The 21,370-nt window shown below is 70.3% G+C and carries 20 protein-coding genes; 8 read left to right on the forward strand and 12 right to left on the reverse strand.

Annotated elements, in window-relative coordinates:
• Positions 1–62: 62 nt before the first annotated feature.
• Complete coding sequence (locus C3486_RS04045; protein ID WP_103831144.1) at positions 63–701, reverse strand: TetR/AcrR family transcriptional regulator; 639 nt, start codon at positions 699–701, stop codon at positions 63–65.
• An 81-nt stretch (positions 702–782) separates the two neighbouring features.
• On the opposite strand from C3486_RS04045, the gene C3486_RS04050 reads away from it, so the two are divergent.
• The gene (locus tag C3486_RS04050) at positions 783–1,736 is read left to right on the forward strand and encodes an aldo/keto reductase (protein WP_103831145.1); all 954 of its coding nucleotides are present in this window, start codon (positions 783–785) and stop codon (positions 1,734–1,736) included.
• A gap of 82 nt (positions 1,737–1,818) precedes the next feature.
• Here the strand turns inward: C3486_RS04050 and C3486_RS04055 are convergent, their stop codons facing one another.
• Complete coding sequence (locus C3486_RS04055; protein ID WP_103831146.1) at positions 1,819–2,550, reverse strand: TetR/AcrR family transcriptional regulator; 732 nt, start codon at positions 2,548–2,550, stop codon at positions 1,819–1,821.
• Between the two features lie 201 nt (positions 2,551–2,751).
• On the opposite strand from C3486_RS04055, the gene C3486_RS04060 reads away from it, so the two are divergent.
• Together C3486_RS04060 and C3486_RS04065 are read left to right on the forward strand one after the other, a co-directional pair.
• Positions 2,752–4,488 (forward strand): CocE/NonD family hydrolase, encoded by a 1,737-nt coding sequence (locus tag C3486_RS04060; RefSeq protein ID WP_103831175.1) that lies wholly within the window; start codon positions 2,752–2,754, stop codon positions 4,486–4,488.
• Between the two features lie 210 nt (positions 4,489–4,698).
• Entirely contained in the window at positions 4,699–5,592 is an 894-nt protein-coding gene (locus tag C3486_RS04065) for a hypothetical protein (RefSeq protein ID WP_146074953.1), read from the forward strand.
• Positions 5,593–5,616: 24 nt separating this feature from the next.
• Here C3486_RS04065 and C3486_RS04075 read toward each other — a convergent pair whose 3' ends face one another.
• Positions 5,617–7,128 (reverse strand): MFS transporter, encoded by a 1,512-nt coding sequence (locus C3486_RS04075; protein ID WP_181138434.1) that lies wholly within the window; start codon positions 7,126–7,128, stop codon positions 5,617–5,619.
• Positions 7,129–7,260: 132 nt separating this feature from the next.
• On the opposite strand from C3486_RS04075, the gene C3486_RS04080 reads away from it, so the two are divergent.
• The gene (locus C3486_RS04080; RefSeq protein ID WP_103831148.1) at positions 7,261–8,223 is read left to right on the forward strand and encodes a LysR family transcriptional regulator; all 963 of its coding nucleotides are present in this window, start codon (positions 7,261–7,263) and stop codon (positions 8,221–8,223) included.
• A gap of 58 nt (positions 8,224–8,281) precedes the next feature.
• On the opposite strand, the gene C3486_RS04085 is transcribed toward C3486_RS04080, so the two are convergent.
• From C3486_RS04085 to C3486_RS04100, 5 genes are all read right to left on the reverse strand, one after another.
• On the reverse strand, positions 8,282–8,920 hold the full coding sequence (locus C3486_RS04085) for a hypothetical protein (RefSeq protein ID WP_103831149.1): 639 nt from the start codon (positions 8,918–8,920) through the stop codon (positions 8,282–8,284).
• A gap of 62 nt (positions 8,921–8,982) precedes the next feature.
• Complete coding sequence (locus C3486_RS04090) at positions 8,983–10,107, reverse strand: hypothetical protein (protein ID WP_103831150.1); 1,125 nt, start codon at positions 10,105–10,107, stop codon at positions 8,983–8,985.
• A 296-nt stretch (positions 10,108–10,403) separates the two neighbouring features.
• Entirely contained in the window at positions 10,404–10,916 is a 513-nt protein-coding gene (locus C3486_RS04095) for a GNAT family N-acetyltransferase (protein ID WP_103831151.1), read from the reverse strand.
• Between the two features lie 159 nt (positions 10,917–11,075).
• Positions 11,076–11,231 carry a hypothetical protein gene (locus C3486_RS37135; RefSeq protein WP_181138435.1) on the reverse strand — a complete coding sequence of 52 codons (156 nt, stop codon included), beginning with the start codon at positions 11,229–11,231 and terminating at the stop codon, positions 11,076–11,078.
• A gap of 151 nt (positions 11,232–11,382) precedes the next feature.
• Entirely contained in the window at positions 11,383–11,979 is a 597-nt protein-coding gene (locus C3486_RS04100) for a helix-turn-helix domain-containing protein (protein ID WP_146074954.1), read from the reverse strand.
• Positions 11,980–12,160: 181 nt separating this feature from the next.
• Here C3486_RS04100 and C3486_RS04105 point away from each other — a divergent pair, with 181 nt between their 5' ends.
• Together C3486_RS04105 and C3486_RS04110 are read left to right on the forward strand one after the other, a co-directional pair.
• The gene (locus tag C3486_RS04105; RefSeq protein WP_103831153.1) at positions 12,161–13,285 is read left to right on the forward strand and encodes an aminotransferase; all 1,125 of its coding nucleotides are present in this window, start codon (positions 12,161–12,163) and stop codon (positions 13,283–13,285) included.
• 449 nt (positions 13,286–13,734) lie between these two features.
• Entirely contained in the window at positions 13,735–14,604 is an 870-nt protein-coding gene (locus C3486_RS04110) for an arginase family protein (protein ID WP_103831154.1), read from the forward strand.
• Between the two features lie 240 nt (positions 14,605–14,844).
• Here the strand turns inward: C3486_RS04110 and C3486_RS04115 are convergent, their stop codons facing one another.
• A complete protein-coding gene (locus tag C3486_RS04115; protein WP_103831176.1) occupies positions 14,845–15,063 on the reverse strand; it encodes an EF-hand domain-containing protein in 219 nt (72 codons plus the stop codon).
• Between the two features lie 318 nt (positions 15,064–15,381).
• Here C3486_RS04115 and C3486_RS04120 point away from each other — a divergent pair, with 318 nt between their 5' ends.
• Positions 15,382–15,714, forward strand: coding sequence for a cupin domain-containing protein (locus tag C3486_RS04120; RefSeq protein WP_258052585.1), 333 nt, complete (start codon positions 15,382–15,384; stop codon positions 15,712–15,714).
• A 90-nt stretch (positions 15,715–15,804) separates the two neighbouring features.
• Here the strand turns inward: C3486_RS04120 and C3486_RS04125 are convergent, their stop codons facing one another.
• Positions 15,805–16,770 carry an ornithine cyclodeaminase family protein gene (locus C3486_RS04125; RefSeq protein WP_258052576.1) on the reverse strand — a complete coding sequence of 322 codons (966 nt, stop codon included), beginning with the start codon at positions 16,768–16,770 and terminating at the stop codon, positions 15,805–15,807.
• A gap of 613 nt (positions 16,771–17,383) precedes the next feature.
• On the opposite strand from C3486_RS04125, the gene C3486_RS04130 reads away from it, so the two are divergent.
• A complete protein-coding gene (locus C3486_RS04130) occupies positions 17,384–17,743 on the forward strand; it encodes a hypothetical protein (RefSeq protein WP_103831156.1) in 360 nt (119 codons plus the stop codon).
• 410 nt (positions 17,744–18,153) lie between these two features.
• Here C3486_RS04130 and C3486_RS04135 read toward each other — a convergent pair whose 3' ends face one another.
• Together C3486_RS04135 and C3486_RS04140 are read right to left on the reverse strand one after the other, a co-directional pair.
• Positions 18,154–19,044, reverse strand: a complete 891-nt coding sequence (locus C3486_RS04135) for a GAF and ANTAR domain-containing protein (protein WP_103831157.1) — start codon at positions 19,042–19,044, stop codon at positions 18,154–18,156.
• Between the two features lie 455 nt (positions 19,045–19,499).
• A complete protein-coding gene (locus C3486_RS04140; RefSeq protein WP_374936835.1) occupies positions 19,500–21,026 on the reverse strand; it encodes an amidase in 1,527 nt (508 codons plus the stop codon).
• Positions 21,027–21,370 lie beyond the last annotated feature (344 nt).

A 21,370-nucleotide genomic window follows, 5' to 3' on the forward strand; every position in this document is an offset into this window, starting at 1 on the left:
AGGGAGTGGGGAGGGAGGAGGGGGCGGGGAGGCGCCGGGAGACGGGGCCGCGGCCCCTCCGCTCATCCGCCCTGCGGCTCGGGGGCCGGCCGCAGCGCTTCGACGATGAGGTCCAGGAGCCGGTCGACCTTCTCCGGCGAGTCGGCCGCCGCGGTGGAGAGGAACGCACCGAGCAGCATCAGGGTGACGTCCTCCGGATCGACGTCGCCCCGGAGCGAGCCGCTCTCCGCACCGCTCCGCAGCATCATGTCCACGGTGGCGGTGATGCGTTCCCGGGTGGCGGGGGTGGCGATGCTGCCAGAGGCCCAGCCCGCGCGCAGTGTGTCGGACATGCCGCGCTTGACCTTGAAGAACTCCGCGTACCGGGTCATCCACGCGCGCAGTGCGGCCGCGGGTTCCAGTTCGTCCAGCAGCGGGCGCGCGCTGGCGACGACCTCGTCGAGTTCCGTGGCGTAGACCGCTTCGACGAGCGCCTCGCGGGTGGGGAAGTGCCGGTACAGCGTGCCGATGCCGACCCCGGCCGCACGCGCGATGGCGTCCAGGGCGACGGCGTCCGAGGACGCGGCGAAGGCGTCCCGGGCCGCGGCGAGGAGCTTGTCGCGGTTGCGCCGGGCGTCGGCACGGGCGGGCCGGCCGGACGCTGCGGCGCCGCGGCCTGTGGCGGCCGTGCCGCGGCCGGTGGTGGGTTCGGTCCCAGACAAAGCGGAGGGCCTCCGGTTAGTGCTACGGTGAGGAAACGGAGTAGCTCCGTTTCGTCCATGGTCCCACGTGAAGGAGACCCTATGGCTTACCTCGACCGGTCTGCTGAGGTCACCGCGTCCGGCGCGCCCCGCGCCGGTGGCGCCGGGCGGCTCGCGGGCCGCACCGTCTCCCGGATCGGCTTCGGCGCGATGCAGCTGGAGCGCCTGCGCAACGACCGCAAGGCGGCGGTCGCCCTGCTGCGCCGCTGCGTCGAGCTGGGCATCGACCACTTCGACACCGCCCAGTTCTACGGCCACGGCTTCGTGAACGAGGTGATCCGCGAGGCGATTCGTGAGGTCGCAGGCGCCGAGGACGACGTCATGGTGGTCAGCAAGGTCGGCGCCGAGCCCGATCCCGACGGCCCCCTTCCGCTCCGCCTGGCGCAACGCCCCGAACAGCTGCGGGCCGCCGTCGAGGACAACCTGGCCACGTTGGGAATGGGGCGGATCCCCCTGGTCAACCTCCGCCGCACCGACACCGGCCCCGGCCTGCGTGCCGAAGGGGGCCAGGTCGTCGACCTCGACGACCAGCTCGCGGTGATGACCGCCCTGCGCGACGAAGGCAAGATCGGTGCGATCGGCCTCAGCAGCGTCTCCCTGGACGTCCTGCGACGCGCCCTGCCGGCGGGTATCGCGTGTGTGCAGAACGCGTACAGCCTCGTGGCGCGCGAGGACGAGGAGATGCTCCGCCTGTGCGCCGGGGAAGACATCGCGTGGGTGCCCTACTTCCCCCTCGGCAGCGCCTTCGCCGGCATGCCGAAGGTGACGGACGAGCCCGCCGTCATCGCCGCGGCCCGCGACCTGGGCGTCACGCCGGCCCAGGTGGGGCTGGCCTGGCTGCTCCACCATGCCCCGAACGTACTGCTGATCCCCGGCACGGCCGGCCCGGCGCACCTGGAGGCGAACGTACAGGTCGGAGCGGTCACGCTGGACGAGGCAACGCTCTCCGCGCTGGACGCCGTACCGTCCCGTCCGGGAGACGTCACGCTCGACTAGGCCGTTGTACCGCCGGAGGCGCGCACCACCTGGCGAGCGACGCAGCCCAGCTGGTGCGGGACGGCGGGTCCGCAGGGCGGTGTCAGTCGGTGTCGAGGCCGTCGACCAGTCGGCCCAGGAACCGGGTGAAGGTGGCTTCGGGGGCGAGGGGCCGCCCGGGGGAGGCAAGGGCTTCGGCGAGTTCCGGGTGGCGGCCGTCGGCGGCGACGGCGGCGAGGTAGCGGGCCTCGGCCGCGGCCCTGTCCGGGGATTGTGAGACCGCGGCCTGCGCGATCTCGTGGGCGACGTGCCCGGCCACGAACGCGGTGAGCTGGGCGGACACCTCCAGCTTCGCCGCACCGTCCAGCCCGGTGGGCCGCAGGACGGCGAGTGCGTGTTCCAGGAAGGCCAGTGTGTTGGGCCCCGGAGTGCGACGGGTGGACAAGGCGGCGGGCAGCCAGGGATGGCGCAGCATGTGGGCCCGCTGCAGATGGGCGATGGCCTTCAGATCGGTACGCCAGTCACCGCTCGGCGGCTCCGTGACCGTCAGTTCCCCGCTGACGTGGTCGACCATCAGCTCCAGCAGCGTCTCCTTGTCGGGCGCGTAGCTGTAGAGCGACATGACACCGGCTCCGACCTCGGCTGCCACCCGTCGCATGGTGACCGCTTCCAGCCCTTCCGCGTCCGCCAGCGCGACGGCTGCCGCGGTGATCGCCTCCCGGCTGAAGGAAGGCTTCCGGCCCCTGCGGGACTCGGTGGGGCGCAGCCAGAGGCGTTCGGGGTCGACACCCGCGGCGCCGGACTTTCCCTCGCCGTTCTTCCCTTCACCGGCCACGGTCGCGCACCCCTTTCCCTGGATGTTGAAGCGGCTCTTGTCAGCGTCATCTAAGCATCCTCTATTCTCGTACGACGTACGGAATTAAGGGAGGGGCCGACGATGCCATCCAGTACGCCGCGTACGCCACGCATGCCCGACGCCGCCGCCGGGCCGGTCTGGGTGCCGCCTGGCGGCAAGCCGCCGCTGCTGTCGCGGATGATGAGGGCGACCTGGCGGGGGCTGCCGGAGAAGCGGTACGAGGCCGGGTGGGAGCCGGGGCTGAGGGTGCCGGCCGCCGACGGCAGCCCGTTGATCACCGATCACTACTTCCCGCGCGCGGAAGGCGACTTCCCCACGCTCCTGGTCCGCTCGCCTTACGGCCGAGGCGTGCCGTGGTCTCCCATGTACGGCCTGCTCTTCGCCGAACAGGGCTTCCACGTGGTCCTGCAGAGCTGCCGCGGCACCGGCGGCTCGGGCGGTGAATTCGACCTGTGGCGCAACGAGGCCGCCGACGGCCGGGCCACGGTGTCCTGGCTGCGCGAACAGCCCTGGTTCGACGGGCAGGTGGGAACCATCGGCCCCAGCTATCTGGGCTACGTGCAATGGGCCCTCGCTCTGGACCCGCCACCGGAACTCAACGCCATGGTGGTGCAAGTAGGGCTGCACGATCCGTACGCCCTGTTCCACGCGGACGGTGTGCTGCGCCTGGAGAACGCGCTCGCCGTCGGTATGGGTATGACATACCAGCACAGGGGAATGACGCAGTTCGTCAGGGCGACACTGCGCCTGCAGCGCCGCCTGCGCGACGCCATCACCGCCCGGCCCCTGCGCGGGGCGTACGCGCCCGCCCTCGGGGGTCAACTGCCGTGGCTGGACGAGGTGATGGCGCACCCGGACGCCGAGGACGCCTACTGGCGCGGCGCGTCGTCGGCGGAGTCGGCGGAGAGGCTCCGCGTGCCGACGAGCCTGATCACCGGATGGCACGACGCGCTGGTCGACCAGACCTTCCAGCAGTACGACCGGCTGCGTCGCTCCGGCTGCGAGACCGCCCTGCTCGTCGGCCCCTGGACTCACACTTCCGCGCTGCAGCAGGGATGGCCCGAGGTGTTCGCCGAGAGCCTCGCCTGGCTGCGAGCGCACTTGCACGACGACCCCTCCGGCCTGCGCCCCACCGCGGTACGCGTGCACACCGGCGGCGAAAACACCTGGCGTGACCTCGACGAATGGCCGCCACCCCACGCTGCCACGTCGTGGTACGCGAGCCGGGGCGGGCACCTCACCCAGCAGCTCTCCCCAGGGCAGACGTCTGCGGAGAAGGGTCCCGCGGAGCGTGCCTCCACGGAACAGGCTTCCGCGAAACAGGATGCCCGCACGGACTCCGCCCCACTGACGTCGTTCCGTTACGACCCGGCCGACCCCACCCCGTCCCTGGGCGGCCCACTGCTCTCCCGTACCGCCGGCCCCCGGGACAACGCCAACCTGGAGGCTCGAGACGACGTGGTGACGTTCACCAGCCCGCCACTGACCGAGCCCGTGGACATCCTCGGCCCGGTCTCCGCACGGCTGAGCGTCTCCACGGACACCGGATACGCCGACGTCTTCACCCGCCTCTGCGACGTGGACGCACAAGGCCGCTCCGTCAACGTCTGCGACGGCCTGGGCCGATTCCGTACGACGGGAGACACCCCCTCGCAGGTCACCGTGGCGATGAGTACCACGTCCCACCGCTTCGCCGTCGGCCACCGCATCCGCTGGCAGATCAGCGGCGGTGCCCATCCGCGCTACGCCCGCAACCCCGGCACCGGCGACTCGCCACTCGACGCCACCACCCTCACACCGGTACGCATCACACTCCACACGGACTCGGTGCTGATACTCCCTCACATCACCGACCCCCCTGATCCGTCTCGGGTTCCGAGCCACCTCTCGCCGACGCCGGAAGCGCCGCTCACGTAGACGAGTGCGAGCAGCGCCGGGCATGCGCTACCCGGCGTCGTTTCGGTGAGCAGACGGCTGCCTGACCGGCGTCAGGTCCGCACGGCCTCGTGCGCCGTTACCCGATCGTGCCAGCGCAGTTTGCCCTCCCGCGGCAAATCTTGCCCCGGTGGCCCTTGTACCGCTCGCTTTCGCTGATCGAGGGTGAACGTTCTGCAGGGAGAGGTGTTGATGTACGCACACGACCGGAAGCCGGAAGAGGCACAGCGGAAGGCGGCGACCACGCGCAGGCCCGTCCCGTCCGAAGCCACCGCCGCCGGCACGCACAGCCCCGACGCGCTCCGGGCATTGCAGCGCAGTGCCGGTAACGCGGCGGTTGCCCGGGCAATTGAGAAGGAGCGGAATGGCGCCTCCTCAGGGCCCGTCGTACAGCGGTGGCCGAAGGGGCCGCACATGCAGAGCTATGACCGCGCAAGCATTTCCAACGCAACGACTGAGGAAATGCTGAGTTACCAGGGAGTGGCCGCCGAGCGCCCGTCCTCCCCGCGAGCGCGGCAGCGCCTGGACGAACTCCAGGGCGAGAACCAGTACGACCGTGCCCTCGCCACCAACTGGCAGCAGAACCAGCGCATCGGTACGACGCACGGCGCTTCTCCCGTCCCCATTTCCCGCAATCACCGGCTGTCGGATCACTACGTCGGGCACATCATCGAGCGCGCTGCCGAGACCCGCCGCGCCGCAGGCAATGACGGAATGCGGCTGCTGGAGATCGACACCGCGGTGCGGCAGCTCATCACCGCATGCGCCCCGTCCCCCTCGGTCGACGGCATCATGGACGGCTTCCGTCAATTCGCCGGTGCGAACAACGGATTCCAGGAAGTCGTCGGCGCGACCTCGAACAACGGCCGGAATCTGCGAGCGGGCCACTCCCGCGACAACTCGACCATCAAGGAGCACTTCGACCCGGGTATTATCGTGGGCGGCGAAGCGACGCCCATCACCAAATCCATCATGGAGGCGGTGAACAATCTGGCGAGCGCAAAGGTCATCCCGAAGGAGCTGGCGGAGGAAGCGCTTCAGCCCTACCGAGGCTGGACGTCCTCCGATGTCCGGACCCGCGCCTGAGCGTCGAGCGCCGCGGTGAACGTGTCAGCCCGGTGACGTACGGTCCGGTGCCGGTGCCGGTGCCGGTGCCGGTGCCGGTGCCGATTCCGGTCCGGGGGCCGATTCCGGTCCCGCCCCCGGTTCCGCCTCCGAGAGATCCGAGACCTCGGAGACACTGGATGCGCCGGAAGCATCGGGTGCATCGGAGGCACTGGCGGCATCGACCGACGCCTCGGACACAGGCGCCGCCGCGCGGCGGGGGAGCAGCAGCGGCGTCGCCAGCAGGAGTACGCCGGCCAGGGCAATCGCCGTACGCGGACCGAACAGGCTGCCCAGCACGCCCCACACGGCCGTCAGCAGCGCGGTCGAGGTCTTGGTCGACACCGACCAGGCGGTCAGCGTACGGGTCACCCGGGCGGTCGCGGTGCGTTCGAGACGGTACGTGCTGTACACCGGGTTGAAGACCCCGCAGCAGAAGATGAGCCCGAGTTCGACGCCCATCACCAGCAGCAGCCCTCCGGTGCCCGGCCCCAGGAAGGCCAGGCCGATGGGCCAGACCGCGCGCAGTGTCCCGGTGACGACCAGGACCCGGTGCTGCCCGTACCGGGTGACGAGCGGTCGGGCGAGCCGCGACCCCAGCAGCCCGCCGACCGCGGGCGCGGCGAAGGCGAGGCCGTACTGCCACGGTGCGAACCCGAGCCGCCCGAGCATCAGGACGGCGAGCAGCGGCTCGGCGGCCATCACCAGGCCGTTGAAGAGGGCGGTGTTGAAGAACAGCGGACGCAGCGTCGCGTCGCCGAGGATGTACCGCCAGCCGTCGAGCAGGTCCCCGGCCCGCATGCGCGTGGCCTCCCGGCGCTCGGGCCGCGGCTCGTGCCCGCCCGTCGCGCGAATGCCCAGGGCCGAGAGCAGGTAGCTCACCGCGTCGGCCACCACCGTCGCCACCGGTCCGAGGAGCCCGATCGCCGCGCCACCCAACGGCGGCCCGACGATCGTGGTCGACCAGGCCGTGGCCTCGAACCGGGCGTTGGCGACGAGCAGGTCCTCGGCCGGCAGCAGTGTTTTCAGGTACGCGCCCGAGGCGGCCCGGAAGGTGATGTCGGCCGCCGCGACGACGACCGAGACCAGCAGAAGCTGAACGAAGGTGAGCACCCCGAATGCGTACGCGGCGGGGATCGTCAGCAGCGCAGCGCACCGCACCAGGTCCGTCCCGATCAGCACCGGCCGCTTGCGGCGGAACTCCACCCACGGGCCGAGCGGCACCGCCACCGCCGCGCCCACCGCGGTCCCCACCGAGGACAGTGCGGCGACCTCGGCCGGCCCGGCGTTGAGCACCTGGATGGCGATCAGCGGGAACGCGCCGAAGGCGAGCCACGTACCGAGCGCGCTGGTCCCGTACGCACCCCAGAGCCACCCGAATTGCCGCCCGAGCCGCTGCTCCGGCCGCCGCCCCAGCCCATGCTCCGGCCGCCGCCCGACCCGCTGCCACGGCCAATGTCCCAGGCGATGCCCCGGCCGACGACCGGGTGCATGCCCCGGCCCGTGCCCGCTCCCCATGCCGCCGCTCCTCGCCACTCACCCGCACCACCAACCTGCGACCGGAAGCATCAAAGCGAGCAGCACAACCCGAGATCAAACAACCGCAGAGCCCGCAGCCACAACCATCGGTTGTACACCTAGAGTGTCGGCATGGACCTCGACACCGTCCGTACGTTCGTCGCCGCAGCCGACGCGGGACAGTTCCAGGAGGCCGCCGCCGAGCTGGCGATCACCCAGCAGGCCGTCTCCAAGCGCATCGCCGCGCTGGAGCGCAACCTCGGCGTACGGCTCTTCACCCGCACCGCGCGCGGCGCCGAGCTCACCATCGACGGCCAGGCCTTCCTTCCCCACGCGCGCGAGCTGCTGCGCGTCGCCGAGCGGGCGTTCGCATCCGTACACACCAGTCGCCGTCCGCTGCGCGTCGACGTGATCGCCTCGCGCGTCGCACCGTCGGGCCTGATGCGCGGCTTCCACCGTGCGCACCCCGAGGTCGACCTCGACGTGGTGATGCTGTTCGACTTCGAGGCTGCCGTCGCCGCCCTCCGCTCCGGCGCGATCGACGCCTCCTTCCGCGCCGTCGCCATGCCCGGCAGGCCGCTTCCCGAGGACATCGCGTCCGTCAGGGTGCTCGACGAGCCGCTCCAGCTCCTCACCGGCCCCGACCACGCGCTGGCAGACGCCCGGTCGGTGACCCTCGCACAGCTCGCCGGGCACCGGATCTGGATGCCCGGCATCGTCCCCGGTACGGAGTGGGCCGCGTACTACGACGACCTCGTCGCCGCATTCGGCCTCACCATCGAGGCGACCGGCCCCAACTTCGGCTCCGACGCACTCCTCGACACCATCGCCGACACCCCGGAACTGGCCACCTTCATGGGCGAGCAGACCATCCCCCGGCTACCGCAGGGAGGTGCCACCGGAGCCTGGCCCGCCGGCCACGACCTGCGCCGCATCCCGGTGACCGACCCCACGCCGGTCTACCCGCACTCGCTCCTCTGGCACCGCGACAACCCCCACCCGGCCCTGGCCACCCTCCGCGCCCACCTCGCCGCCCCGGCGACCGACTTCAACGTCGCCGGGACGTGGACGCCGGACTGGGTGCTTACGAGCTGAAGCGCCGCCGCGTCTTCGTTCATGTGCTGCAGCGGCACCGGTACCAGCACCAGCCTGCTCAGCTCGGAAGACCTACCAAGCCCCAGCCACGCCGGGCGGCCTCCGCTGTCACCGCGCCCCACTCGCCGATGAGCGCGGCGAACCCCTCGAACGACTCCGGACGCCCGGCCCAGCCCTCGCACTCCGCAGCGAAGGGGCCGCGCAGCTCCTCGATGCGCGACGTCGCCCGCTCCCAGGCACGGGCCTTGTCAGGCACCGCCTCCGGCGGACAGACGAAGAGGGTGGACCGCCGCCACAAGCCACCGACCGAGTCGCCGACCGACGGAAAGAAGCCTCCCGCGTCCGTCGCGGTAAGACCTCCGTCCGGGTCGTCCTCCCAGATCAGCCCGCTCAAGAAGCAGTCCAAGTCCTCGCGCAGCGACGACTCGGCGAGCGGCCGCATGTCGGCCCAGGCCGCCCCCGCGCAGCGATGCCAGCTGTACGAGCGGGTGACGCTGAAGAAGCGGTACTCGGCACACCACGCCGCCTCCCCGCCCGGAGGCCAGAGCCACCCCTTGGCCGCCCCGCTGCTGATGTAGTACTCGTCATCGGGCCCCAACGGCCAGATCGCATCGTCCATGGCCTCGATACGGTCCTCGACGCGAATTTCGCGCAGCCGCTCCCAGTCGGCCATGCATACGGTGAGATCCAGTCCCATGGCGGCACGATACGACCACTGCCTGCGGTGCGCGCGAGCGGCGGAGCAGAGCTGCCGGAGCCCTATCCGTCCATGCCCATGCGGGTGAGGTACGCGTCGTGGAGTTTGTCGCGGTAGTGCGCGGCGGTGGCACGCTTGATGTGCCGCTGCCCGGCCCAGCGGTCGTAGATGTCGAGCACCTGCCTGTCGCCGTCCAGGAAGTGCTTCCGGTGCGCGGCCGTGGCCGGCCGGGAGGCGATGGTGCTCGCGGCGGGGCTGGTGGTGACCTGCCGGGGCGCCGCACGGAACGTCCCCCGGCTCGCCCGGAACACAGCATCGTCGAACGCCTTGAGGTCGGCGTCATCGACCCGCTTCGCCAGCTCCTGGCGGGACTGCATCAGGGTGGCGATCATCCACCCGGTGGACCTCATCTCCAGCTCCGTAGCCAGGTAGGCGTTCTTCTGGTCGTGCTGGGCGGGTTGGATGGCGTCCTGGCCCAGGCGCTCCAAGTAGTAGGCCAGGTAGGCGCGTTCGGCGTCGTACAGCATGGCGAACGACTTGGGATCGGTCGCCAACGCGCGTACGGCGCTCTTGAGCGCGCGACCGTCCCACTGCCGGCTGAAGAGGGCGTGCGCCTCGCGGGGGACCGGATAGGCCGCCGCCCAGTTGGCGCTCTGGTCCTTGCCCGTGTACTCGGCGTCCCGGCCCAGCACCGCGGGTATCTTCCGATACGTCGTGCCCGTGATGTCCCGGTGCGCGTCGGCGATGTAGGCGACGAGAATGCGTGCCAGGTACGGCTGCAGCCCGTCCGGGACGTTCGCCTCCTCGTACTCCTCGCCGACGGTCATGACGGCCGCGTGCGCGACGCGCGCCATGGGCATGGTGTGCATCCGGCCGCCACCCGTCGCGGCGGCGACCAGCGCCGGCCCGGCCACTCCCACGCCGTCCTCGTCCGCACACAGCGGGTCGGCATCGTTGCCGAGCAGCTTCTTCACCCGCCCGATACGGGAGAGGTCCTGCCCGGGATCCAGGGCGCGGGTCGCCGCGCGCGGGTCCTTGGCCAGCGCCACCATCGAGGCGGGAGCATCACGACAGCCGAACCCGGCGGCTTTACCGATGACCGGGACCAGGGCGGCCGCTGTGCCCAGCACGAGCACGACCGCCAGTATCCCGAGCCATCGGCCCCGGCTGATGTTCGGTATGCGCATGTCCTGGCCTCTCTCCGCCGACGGTCCGGCTGATCACCTTAACCATCGGCGCAGCGCCCCTCTCCCCGCACACCGGCAGCGGGGCCGCTACGCCCGGGCGTCGGGCTGGGGCAGGCCCGGGCGTCGGGCCGGTGCAGGGGGTGACGTCTCTCGGGCCTCCAGCCCAACGGGCGTACACCGGTGGCTGGTTGGCCCCCCGGATCGGGGTAGTCGCTCGGGAGCCGCCTTCACCACACACAGCGAGCGCGTGCGCGCCGCCACCCCCACGACTTCATCCCTCTCAATCTCTCAACCGCTCAACCGCTCAGCGCCCGGCGCATGCAGATCCGCGGCCACCGGTCCAGGCCATGGGCCGCCTCCCGCTCGCGGATCGTCCGCAGTCCGGGAGTGAGCCTGTCGTCGTCCATGGGCCGAAAGCCACAACGCGCGTAGTAGGGGGCGTTCCACGGGACCTGGGTGAACGTGGTCAGGGTCAACGCGGGCGCGCCCTCGAGCCTGGCATGCGCAGCCAGGTGGTCGAGCAGCAGCCGCCCGATACCGCGACGCGCGCTGTCCGGATGCACCGAGACCTGCTCGACGTGGAGGTTGCCGTCGACGCGGTCGGCGATCAGATAGGCCACCGGGGCATCGGCGTCGTCGGCCACGACCCAGGCCAGCCCGCTGCGGTGGTAACGAGCGAGCTCGCCGACCGGCAACGGTTCATCCTCGGCGATCTCCGGCATGCCGACATCCCGGAACCACTGCCCGGCTGCCCTCTCGATGTCCTGAAGGAGGGTCAGTTCGTCCAGGCGTACGGCTCGGATGCGCATGGATGCATTGTCTACAGTACGCGGGACGACGCCACCAATTATGCGGCCTGCGCCTGCGCCTGCGCCTGCGGCCTCGTCGAGGCCCGCCCGGGGTGATCACCGCCGCAGTCGCCCCGGGCGGGTGGGGAAAGCCTTAGGCGGACCCCTGCCTCCGAGGCGTCAGAGGACGCCACCGCTGCCGGCGATGGCGGCGTGGGCGTTGGCGTTGTTCCACGAAGGCTGCGGGTCGGCTGCCGTGGCTACGGCGGCGCTGCCTACCAGCGCGGCCGCGGCGAGCGTGAGGGTTGCGAGAACGGTGGCGACGAGCTTCCTCATGGGACTGCCTTCCTCTGGCGGAGCCCGGATCGGGTCGCCTCCGGCATATCCTGGGCCGCTCCGGGATACGCCGAACGTCCCTCGTGCGGGGCCTGGCTTCACCCATGTGGGCCAGCGGCCGGCTGAATGCCGACGCCGGCCAAGGAGGGGGTCAGGCGCCGCTGACGACCCGCATGAAGACGACGGGTTCGGCTCCATCGTTGCGGTAGGCGTACTCCTGATCGCTGGCGACGACGGTACTCTGCCCGGCCCCCAGGACCTGATTCCCGGTCTCGGTCGCCAGGGTCAGGCGGCCGGAGAGGACGTGGTGGATTTCCTGCGCGCCGGGGCGGTCGGGTTCGGCGTCGTACTGGCCTCCGGGGGCCAGGGTCCAGCGCCACAGTTCGGCTCGTGGCGCTTGGGTGGCGCCCCGTGGAGCTTGAGTTGCCCCCAGCAGGAGTGCCTGGCTGCCGTCCGGAGCCTGCCACACGAGGGTCCCCTCGACCTGTTCGCCCGCGGTGTTGTCCTCGGGTAGAGCCAGCGCGGCGAAGTCGGTGTCCAAGGCACGCGCGGCGCGGTCGACGGTGGCAAGGCTGGGGTTCGCACGGCCCAGCTCGATGTCGGTGAGCATCCGCCGGCTGAGTCCGCTGGCCTCCGCCAGCTGCTGCACACTCCAGCCGCGTTGCTTGCGCAGCGTGCGAATGCGGTCGCCGATGCGGGCGACGAACTGTTGCGTAGCGCTGCTGCCGGGCTCGGCCTCACTCCTCATGGTGAGCAGTATAGTGCGCAAAAAAGTTGCCACGTCGATGAGTGCGCAATATATTGCTCATCATGCGGGCGTTCGTCACTCCTCAGGCTCACCCGCCACGACACCGACAACGCAGACGCCATCGATAAGGCGACGAGCCGACGAGACGACAAGGCGACGAGACAACAAGGAGACAGTTCCAGTGAAGATCGACCAGTTCGCAGTCGAGCAATGGATGAACGACTACGAGGAGACCTGCCGGTACAACCTGGCCGAGACCTGCGTACGCTCGCTCACCGCTGGCGAACTGCTGGACCTGTCCGGCCGGCGCGAGGAAGTGCTGGCCGAGCTGGACGCCACCCCGCTCACGTACGGGCCGATCCCCGGCAGCCCGCGCCTGCGCACCCTGATCGCGGGCCTGTACGCATCCCGGACCGCGGACAATGTCCTGGTCACCCACGGCGCCATCGGTGCCAACGCACTCGTGCACGCCACCCTCGTCGAGCCGGGCGACCACGTCGTGGCCGTCGTCCCCACCTACCAGCAGCACTACTCCATCCCCGACAGCTACGGCGCCCGCGTCGATCACCTGCCGCTGCGTGAAGAGCACGGATGGCTGCCCGACCTGGACGAACTCGACCGTCTCGTTACCCCGGACACCAAGCTCATAGCGGTCAACAACCCCAACAACCCCACCGGCGCGCTCATCGACGAGGCCGGCCTCGCCCGCATCGCCGAGATCGCCGACCGCGTCGGGGCGTGGGTGCTGTGCGACGAGGTCTACCGGGGAGTGGACCAGGCAGGCGACGGATTCACCACCTCCATCGCCGACCTGTACCGGCGCGGCATCTCCACCGGCAGCATGTCCAAGCCGTACTCCCTGGCCGGCCTGCGCCTGGGCTGGATCGTCGGCCCGGCCGAGTTGCTGAACGAGGTCACCACCCACCGCGACTACACCACGATCAGCGTGGGACGCGTCGACGACCTCCTGGCCTGCGTCGCCCTGGAACACAAGGACGCCGTCCTGGCCCGCTCCCAGCACATCACCCGCACCAACCTCGCCATCCTCGACGAGTGGGTCAACAGCCGCAGCGACGTCACCTACGTGAAGCCGGCCTCGGGCACCACCGCACTGATCCGTTACGACACCGCCCTCGGCTCCTACGACCTGTGCACCCGCCTGCTGGAGCACACCGGCGTCATGTTCACCCCCGGCGCCGCATTCGGCATCGAGCACACCGTACGCATCGGCTTCGCCGACGACACCGAGAACCTGCGTACCGGCTTGCGTCTGTTCGGCGAGTTCCTCGACCAGTTCATCAACTAGCCCTTCGCCCAGCCGCCCCGCAGCAACTCATCCTCCGCCCTGGCCACGCCCCCTACAACCGCATCCCGAGCCACCCGCCCCAGCGCACAACGCCTCGCCTGCGCCGCACTCGCCCTCCCGCTGTTGCTCATCGCCAATTCCGAGATCGCCAACTCCGAGATGGCGAACTTCGAGGCTGGCCGTCGGCGAGTTGCACAGCAGGCTGGTCTGGGTGCCTTGCCTCCCGGTACGCCGCGGACTCGCTCCAGCGCGTGGTCGCACGCCGACAGCGATGTAGCGGGCGGCCAGCTCGCGACCAGATCCCACACTCCGATCGGGGAGTGCAGTTGTGGCCCAAATTGTCGAGCATGATGCTCTCGATTTTCGTTTGTCCCACCACAACGCCCAGCCATACGGTCAAACTGTCCGTCTTCCGCCTTCCGCCTTCCGCCACCTGAGAGTGAGGACCGATGACCGTCTCGACTGCCGCCCGAACATCCCCGGTGGTCACGCACTTCGCAGCCCGTGCCGGTGATCACAACGACCGTGCGATGCAGGGTTCGGGAATGATCGCCGCCGAGCTGGCGTCCCGCCTGGACACTGCCCCGGTCGTGGTCGGAACGCCCGAACCCGCGCTCTGTACGAACTGGAAGGACGAACTCGCGGCGGCGCGCCCGGCACTACGGGCGATGGCTCAGCAGTACGAGCACGTCTTCCACAGCGGAGGTACGCCGGTCACCGCGCTGAGCCGGTGCGCGGTCGCCCTGGCAACCCTTCCCGTCCTCGCCAAGTATCGCCCCGACGCGGTCGTCGTCTGGTTCGACGCACACGCTGATCTGAACACTCCCGAGAGCACCACGACCGGCTACCTGGGCGGTCTCGCCCTGAGCGGGCCGCTGGGGATGTGGGACACGGGCCTGGGCGACGGGCTCAAGGCCGAGAACGTGATCCTGTGCGGGGCCCGCGACATCGACCCGCCCGAGCAGTCGTTGATCGACCAAGGCGTGGTCACGCTGCTGGGCATGGGCCCGGCCCTCACGACCAGGCTGCGGGCCGCGATCGCCGGCCGCCCGGTGTACGTACACATCGACTGCGACGTCCTGGAACCCGGGATCGTGCCGACCGACTACGTCGTACCACACGGCCTCACACTGGAGGACCTGAACGCCCTCGCCGACGTGCTGGCCGAGCACGAGGTCGTCGGCCTGGAAATCGGCGAGTTCGAGGCGGGGGAGGGCCTTACGGGCAACGACACCACCAGCCCCGGTCCGCTTCTCGACGCCCTCCAGCCCCTACTGGAGGGGGCGGCGTTGGGGTGCTCGGGGCGGCGGACGGACTGACCACACACTGAGCGGTGGAACGGACTGACCACGCACTGAGCGGTGGATCGGTGGCATTCGGTCACTGGCCAGCCAGCCAGTCTGCGGAAACGTGCGCGGTCACGCCCGAGCGCGCGTGCCAGTGAGGCCGGCCGGAACGGCACTGCGTACCGCGCTGTTTGAGGGTGTCGACGACCGCGTGCCGGGGCCGCCGTGATGGGGAGTCGGGCCCGGCACGTTCACGCGCCGGGCCCGGCGGCGTCAGCCATTCATGGCCGCCCAGAACTCCTCGAAGGACATCTGACGATCGCCGTTGGCGTCGAGCGAGTCGATCAGCCCCTGGGCCTCGGACTCGGTGATCTCCGAACCCTCCAGCTCCGCCACGACCTTGCGGTACTCGTCCGCGGTGACCAGGCCGTCCCCGTCGACGTCGTAACGCTCGAAGACCTTGCGCGCCGCCGTCTCCACGATGTCTGCCATGTGCTCCACCCTTCTGCGATCTTCGCTGACGTGCCCAGGCTATCCGTCCGCGTGAAACCCGGTGGATGCCGCCCCACCTGCAGGAATCGGTGGGGGGAGATGCGTTGGTATCGGCCGGGATGCCGGGCCCGGCGGCTGCGGAGCGAGTATTTGGCAGGTGCGTGCGACTCACGGCTACGGCGCCGCGCCGCGTCTGGGCCGGAGACGCCAGCGAGGCGGCGTACAGCGGATCCGACGCGACCGGGCCTGGCAGGAAAGTACCGCATGATGTCGTTTCTGACACTCGGCGTACTGGCAGGGGCCGGAGAAGCTGGTGCCATGACAACAGAGCACAACGCCCTTGCTTTCGAGTGTTCGTCGCTGGACGATGCGCCGGTTCGGGAAATCTTCCCCGGCATCCGGCTGCGCCCGTTGTGGAGCGGGGAAAACGGCGCGAAGGCTCACGTACTGGAGATGGACCCGGGTACGTGCTGGGAGGGCATCGACGTGCACGAACCGGGGCCCGAGGAGGTCTTCGTCGTCGCGGGCATCTTCAACGACGGCCAACGGGACTTTCCCGCCGGCTCCTTCATTCACGCCCCAGCGGGTTCCTCCCATGTCCCGCAAACGACAACGGGATGTACGTTGTTCGTCTTCTACCCCGAGGGCTGACCAGCCCGTCTGCCGGGCGCCCCTGCTTCGGCCAACGGCCCGGCATCGAAGCGTGGGGAGCCAAGTCGGTGGCGACGACCCAAGCAACGCTCACCCGCGCGACGGGTCCGTCGCCCCGCCGACCTTGCGCAGCGCAGCGTCCGCGATCACGGCGTCCTGCCAGGCCATGCCGGACCCCTTGAACAGCACGGGCCGCGAGCCGTCGAGTACGGCCTCGCCCCGCACCACGTCTGCCATGGGCAGCAGCCGCTCGGCTGTGAGTACCCCTTCGGCCACCGGCAGGGCGATGTCTCCGCATTCGCGCAGCGCGGTCTTGCGATCCTCCACGATGACCTGAGCACGGGCGGCCAGCGCCGAGTCCACCTCACGGGCGTCGGGGGAGTGCGAGCCCACGGCGAGTACGACGACGTCGGGCCCGAGCAGCGTCGAGTCGAACAGCGGCCGGGCGGAGGTCGTCGCGCACACCACGAGGTCGGCCTGCCGCAGCCACTGCTCACACTGTTCCACCGGCACCACCCTGTCTTCGCGTACCAGCTCCGGCTGGGCGCGTGACGGGTCGCGTACGACGTAGGTGACGTCCGAGAGCGCAACCCCGGCATCCCGCAGCGTCCGCACGTGACCGGCGCCCTGGGGCCCGGCGCCGAAGACCACCGTGCGCCAGCGGCGTCCCGGCCCGGTCACGAGCGGCAGTACGGCCGCGACGGAGACCGCGGGCGTGCGCAGTGTGGTCAGCGCGGCGCCGTCGATGACGGCGGCGGGTGCGTAGGCGGGCGGCTGGAAGACCACGTGCACGCCCTGAATGCGGGGCAACCCGCGTGCTGTGTTGTCCGGCACGGCGGAGAGAACCTTCACGCCTATGCCGTGTTCCGACGCGGAAGGCATGGACAGCAGCTGCCCGTCGCCGTGGGGGAGGGACAGGACCGAGCGTGGCTGGTCGGCGGCCGGGTCGAGCCCGGCGATCAGTGCGTCCCGGATCGCGGCGACGGCTTCGCTCGGCCGCAGTAGCTGGGCGAGTTCTTCGGTGCCGATGTAGTCGATCTTCGTGCTCTGCGCCACAGTGCGGTCCCTGCTCGTGTGTCGATCATTCCGGAACCACAGCATCGTAGAAATCACGGACGTGCGCAGTACCCCGTCCGCTCTGCTCCTGTTCTTTCCCGCCCTTCGGTCGATCTTGGGCGAGGGCGAGCGGGTCAAGTGGTGGCGCATCTCCTGAGCCGGGCCGAGGGTCACGCGCCCGAGCCACCGCATCCCTGCGGTGCGTTAAGCATGACCGTGCACATCGAAAATCTGCACAGAGGCTTCACGGCCCTTCCGTAACCACCCGTCGTGCGCCAGCCGACCAGCAGTACGTACAACGAACCACCGCCTAACCGCACGACGAACAGTTGTCGTAGCCGCGCGGGGTCGGCTGCTCTCGGAAGCCGGTGGCACGACACCGCGCGCACGTCGCAGATTCTCCTCGAAAGAGCAGGTCAGGGCAGGTCAGGCCAGGTGTGGCGGGCAGGAACGGATTCCTGCCCGGTCGCCGGAACCGTGGCGTGCCGACGCCTGATCACTGGCGGACGGGGGTATGTCACAGAGGAAACGGATGATCTTCTTCCGGTTTTCCGGTAGGTATATCGGGCCGCTCCACGGCGGCCTGAGTACCTCAACGGGGAGGAATCGCACCATGACTGACAAGACGCCCTCATCGCTCGCCGACGACGCCGCCGAAGCCGTCGGGGCCCTCAGTCGCCGCACCCAGGACAGCGAGGGCGGACAGGGGTGGCAGCAGCCGGAGGAAGCCTGCGCCACCGTCGGCGCCCTCGTCACGATGGCGATGCGGCTGCCCGAGGTCTTCGACCAGATCTGCGCGTTCATCGAACACCTGGAGTTCAGAGCGCACCTGCGCAGCAACCGCGACACGCTCGAATCCGACCTGCTCGACACATATGCCGGACTGGTCGAAGCCAAGGAAGCCGCGGAAAGACTGCACGCGGCGCTGAGCCTCGCGCAGTCCGGCCTGCGGCCCCTCGCCTACAAGAGCTGACCTCCTGCACCGCAGCCGGTGTAGTGGTCGGGGCACTGGTGTGCCCGTTCCACCACCCGTCGGCCAAGGAGGCCAGCTGCGGGTCGCGTCGGCCTGCTGCCCGGAGCGAGGTCTTCGATGTCCTCGCTCCGGGCTCCCACTCCGGCTCCGGTGGCTGCCTCAGGTTCGTCGATGCGGGGAAAACCTCGGGTCAGGAGCCCGCGGGCGGTACCGAGAGTCAGGAGTGACTGGCCGTGCAGCGGATGGGTGCCGAGTGGCCCGTGCCGCTGGCGCGTCCGTCGGCGCCGGCGTCGACGCTGCCCCGCCGCTATGGGAACGCGTTCCCGAGCCGCACCCCGGCAGAGCCGGTCGGCCCCGGCCCGCCGACGGCTTCGCAGCGCGGCGGCTCGTACCGCACCGAGCCCCCAGACCTACTTGGTACTGCCATTGGCCGAGCGCCGGGACGGCGTGGCGGCGCGCAGGGCCGACCCGCGCTGGTGGAGGTCTTCCAGGGCGTTCAGCACGATGGTGCGCTGATGCCAGTCCAGCCACTGGCCCGCCTGCCGGGCCATGGCGTCCAAGGCGGTCGCCTGCGCACGCGTGAGGTCCTGGTTCTCCCGCGGCAGATGCAGGGAGAACACCCCGACGGTGTGGCCCGCGGCCGAGACCATCGGGATGCTGTGCGCGGTACGGCTGCCCGCCGCGAGGATCATCTCGCGCGCCCCTTCGCTGACCGCCGGATCGGTGGCGATGTCGGAGACGACGCGGACCTGGCGCTGAGCAGCGAGGGAGCAAGGGGTGCCGTCGTCGACCACGGCGAAGAAGTCCAGGAAGTCCTCATTGAGCCCGAGGTGGTGCTCCATTCGCAGGCCGATCAGCGGATCCATCGTCTGCAGATCACCCATCTGCGCCCCGGTGAACGTCAGCGCCTGATGGAGTACCTGCTTCAGCACGGTGCTGCGGCTGACCTTGTCCGGGCGGTGACCGGGCAGGAAGCGCAACGCCGGCGGCGTCCGGCCGGACCGGCCCGGAAACCACAGAGCCTGATCGTTGTCGGGCCGGGGCACGGACACCACGGCGGACGCCAGCTCCCGCAGCTTCACATTGTGCCGCTGTGAGCAGCGCTTCATCAGGTCGAAGGCGCTCTGTGCGTCCGGCAGCCGGTAGCGCTCCTGCACGATGCCCTGTGCCTGCGAGATCAGCGGATGGGTGCGGACCTTGGCGCGCAGGTTCCGTACTTCCTGACGGAGCTGGTCGAGCTCCGCCTCGCGGGCGTCTAAAGGCTCGTGCTCCTTAGATACCGATTCTGTCGGCTCTTGCATACTTTTCCTCCGGTTCCGACCCGGACCGTGCTGGGGACACAGTGCGCGAGCAGGTGCAGAGCGAACCTAACCCATTCCCTTCCCGTGCTGAGCAAGCCGGCCAGTGCGCTCCGGGAGCCTGCGCGGCCGCCATGGGGCCCGCGTCGGGCCGTCCGCGACGCTCGTCAGGCTGCCGGATCACCGGAGTACGCCCTCCCAGCCCTCGCAGCCGACGCGCACCATGCACTCACCACGGGCTTCACCGAGTACGAGCAATGGCTGCTGCGGCAGGGCAGCAGTGCCGCAATGCGGCAACCTGGCGATGCCGCAATGAGGCAATGCGGGCGATGCGGCGCTGTGGCACCGACGACGCACCGGCACGGACGGCCGTAGGGAAGGACGATACGTCCACCCGGACGACGCGTCGGCACCCGACCCCGGTGACATGACGTGGGCCGGATGCCGACGCGTTCGGGTCACCGGTCGGCGTCCGCACCCACCGACGGCAGGTACTGCGGTGCCCGCCACGCGGCGAGCCGGTGTTCTACTGCCGCTCCCAGCGACAGCAGCTTGGCGTCCTGGCGGTCGCCGGCCATCAGCAGTACGCCGACGGGCAGCTTGCCCACGGAACCGGCGGGTACCGACAAGGACGGGTACCCGGAGACGGCCGCCGGGGTGGACGACGGGATCACATCGTTGTCGCCCCGCGCACAGTCGGTCGTCCATGCGGGCGGGTTGGTCGGCGAGGCGATGGCGTCGAGCCGGTGGGTGGCCATCGTCTCGTCGATGGAACGCCGGGAGAGGTCCTTGAGCTCCGCGCGCATGGCCCGGTACTTCGGGTCGGTGGTCGACGGCGCGGCGAGGGCCTGCTCGAACAGCTCCTGTCCGGCGAAACACGTCCGTTCCGCGGGGTGGGTGCGGTTGAACTCGATGAGTCCGGCGAGGTCCCGCGGCCCGTGGCGGGTGGCGAGGTAGGCGTCGATGTCCCGGTGGAACTCGCTGAGCAGGGCAGGGAATTCAAGCTCCGCGAGCCGCTTCTGGTACGGCGGCGTCACCTCGACGACCTCGGCCCCCGCCGCGCGCAGCTTCTTCGCCGTACGGGTCATCAGGGCATCCACCTCCGGCCCGAGCGAGGGCAGTCGCCACAGGCCGATCCGCTTGCCCCGCAGACTGTCGGGGCGGAGCGCGGTGTCGGTGAGGCCGGCAGCGCCGCCGGAACGCGCGCCGCCGCTACCGCTGATCACCGACAGGGTGAGCGCGGTGTCGGTGACGTTGCGCGCCATGGGTCCAGCGGTGTCCTGCTCCGCGGAGATCGGTACCACGCCGTCCTGGCTGACCAGACCGAGGCTGGGCTTGTGGCCGACGACCCCGTTCATGCCGGCCGGGCACACGATGGACCCGTCCGTCTCAGTGCCGATCGCCACCTGGGCCAGCGATGCGGCGAGCGCGGCGGCCGAGCCGGAGGAGGACCCGCACGGGTTCCGGTCCAGCACATACGGATTGTGGGTCTGCCCGCCTACGGCTGACCAGCCCGAGGTCGGCTTCTCCGCGCGAAAGTTCGCCCATTCCGACAGGTTGGTCTTGCCGAGGATGACTGCCCCGGCCTTCCGCAGCCGCGTCACCAGGTCGGCGTCGGCGCTGGGCGGCTTCCCGGCCAGCGCCAGCGAACCGGCCGTCGACGCGAGCCCGCGGGTGTTCACATTGTCCTTGATCAGAACAGGGATGCCGTCGAGCGGCCCGCGGACAGCGCCGCGCCGATGCCTGGCATCACTCGCGGCGGCCTGCCACAGAGCCGTCGGGTCGGTACGCAGCACCGCGTGGATCTTGGGATCGATGGTCTTGATCCGCTGCAGATAGGCGGTGGTCAACGCCGATGAGGTCAGTGAACCGTCCCCCATCCGCGCCTGCAGCTGCGGAATCGTCACCGTGTCGAGGTCGACGCCGAGCCGGCCGGCGCCTCGCCCCGTGCCCGTACCGGTCTGCGGTGAACCTGCCGTGCCCATACCGGCATCGGTATGGGTACCGGCATCGGCGGCCGCCGCCGGTGGATGCGTTGCGGCGGCGAGAAGGGACGACGCAAGCAGGCCGGCAGCGGCCAGCGCGGTGATGCTCCTGTTCCTGACGTTCCTCATGATGGGTAGCGCACTACACGCCGGTACCGCACCGCAAGACCGCCGATCCCCTGAAACTCCGCGGTGGGAAGTGCCTTGGGTGGTATGGGCGTTGTCGAAAAACATGCCGGATCGGGGCGGCCTGGTCGAACGGCGCGCAGCACACCTCACTGCGCCACCCTGCGGGAGTACATTCTTACGGGCCCGGGCGAAAGCCATGCGGCCGAGGGGCTGGC

This window comes from Streptomyces sp. Ru73, assembly GCF_002920575.1.
In the GTDB taxonomy this organism is placed as follows: Bacteria; Actinomycetota; Actinomycetes; order Streptomycetales; family Streptomycetaceae; genus Streptomyces.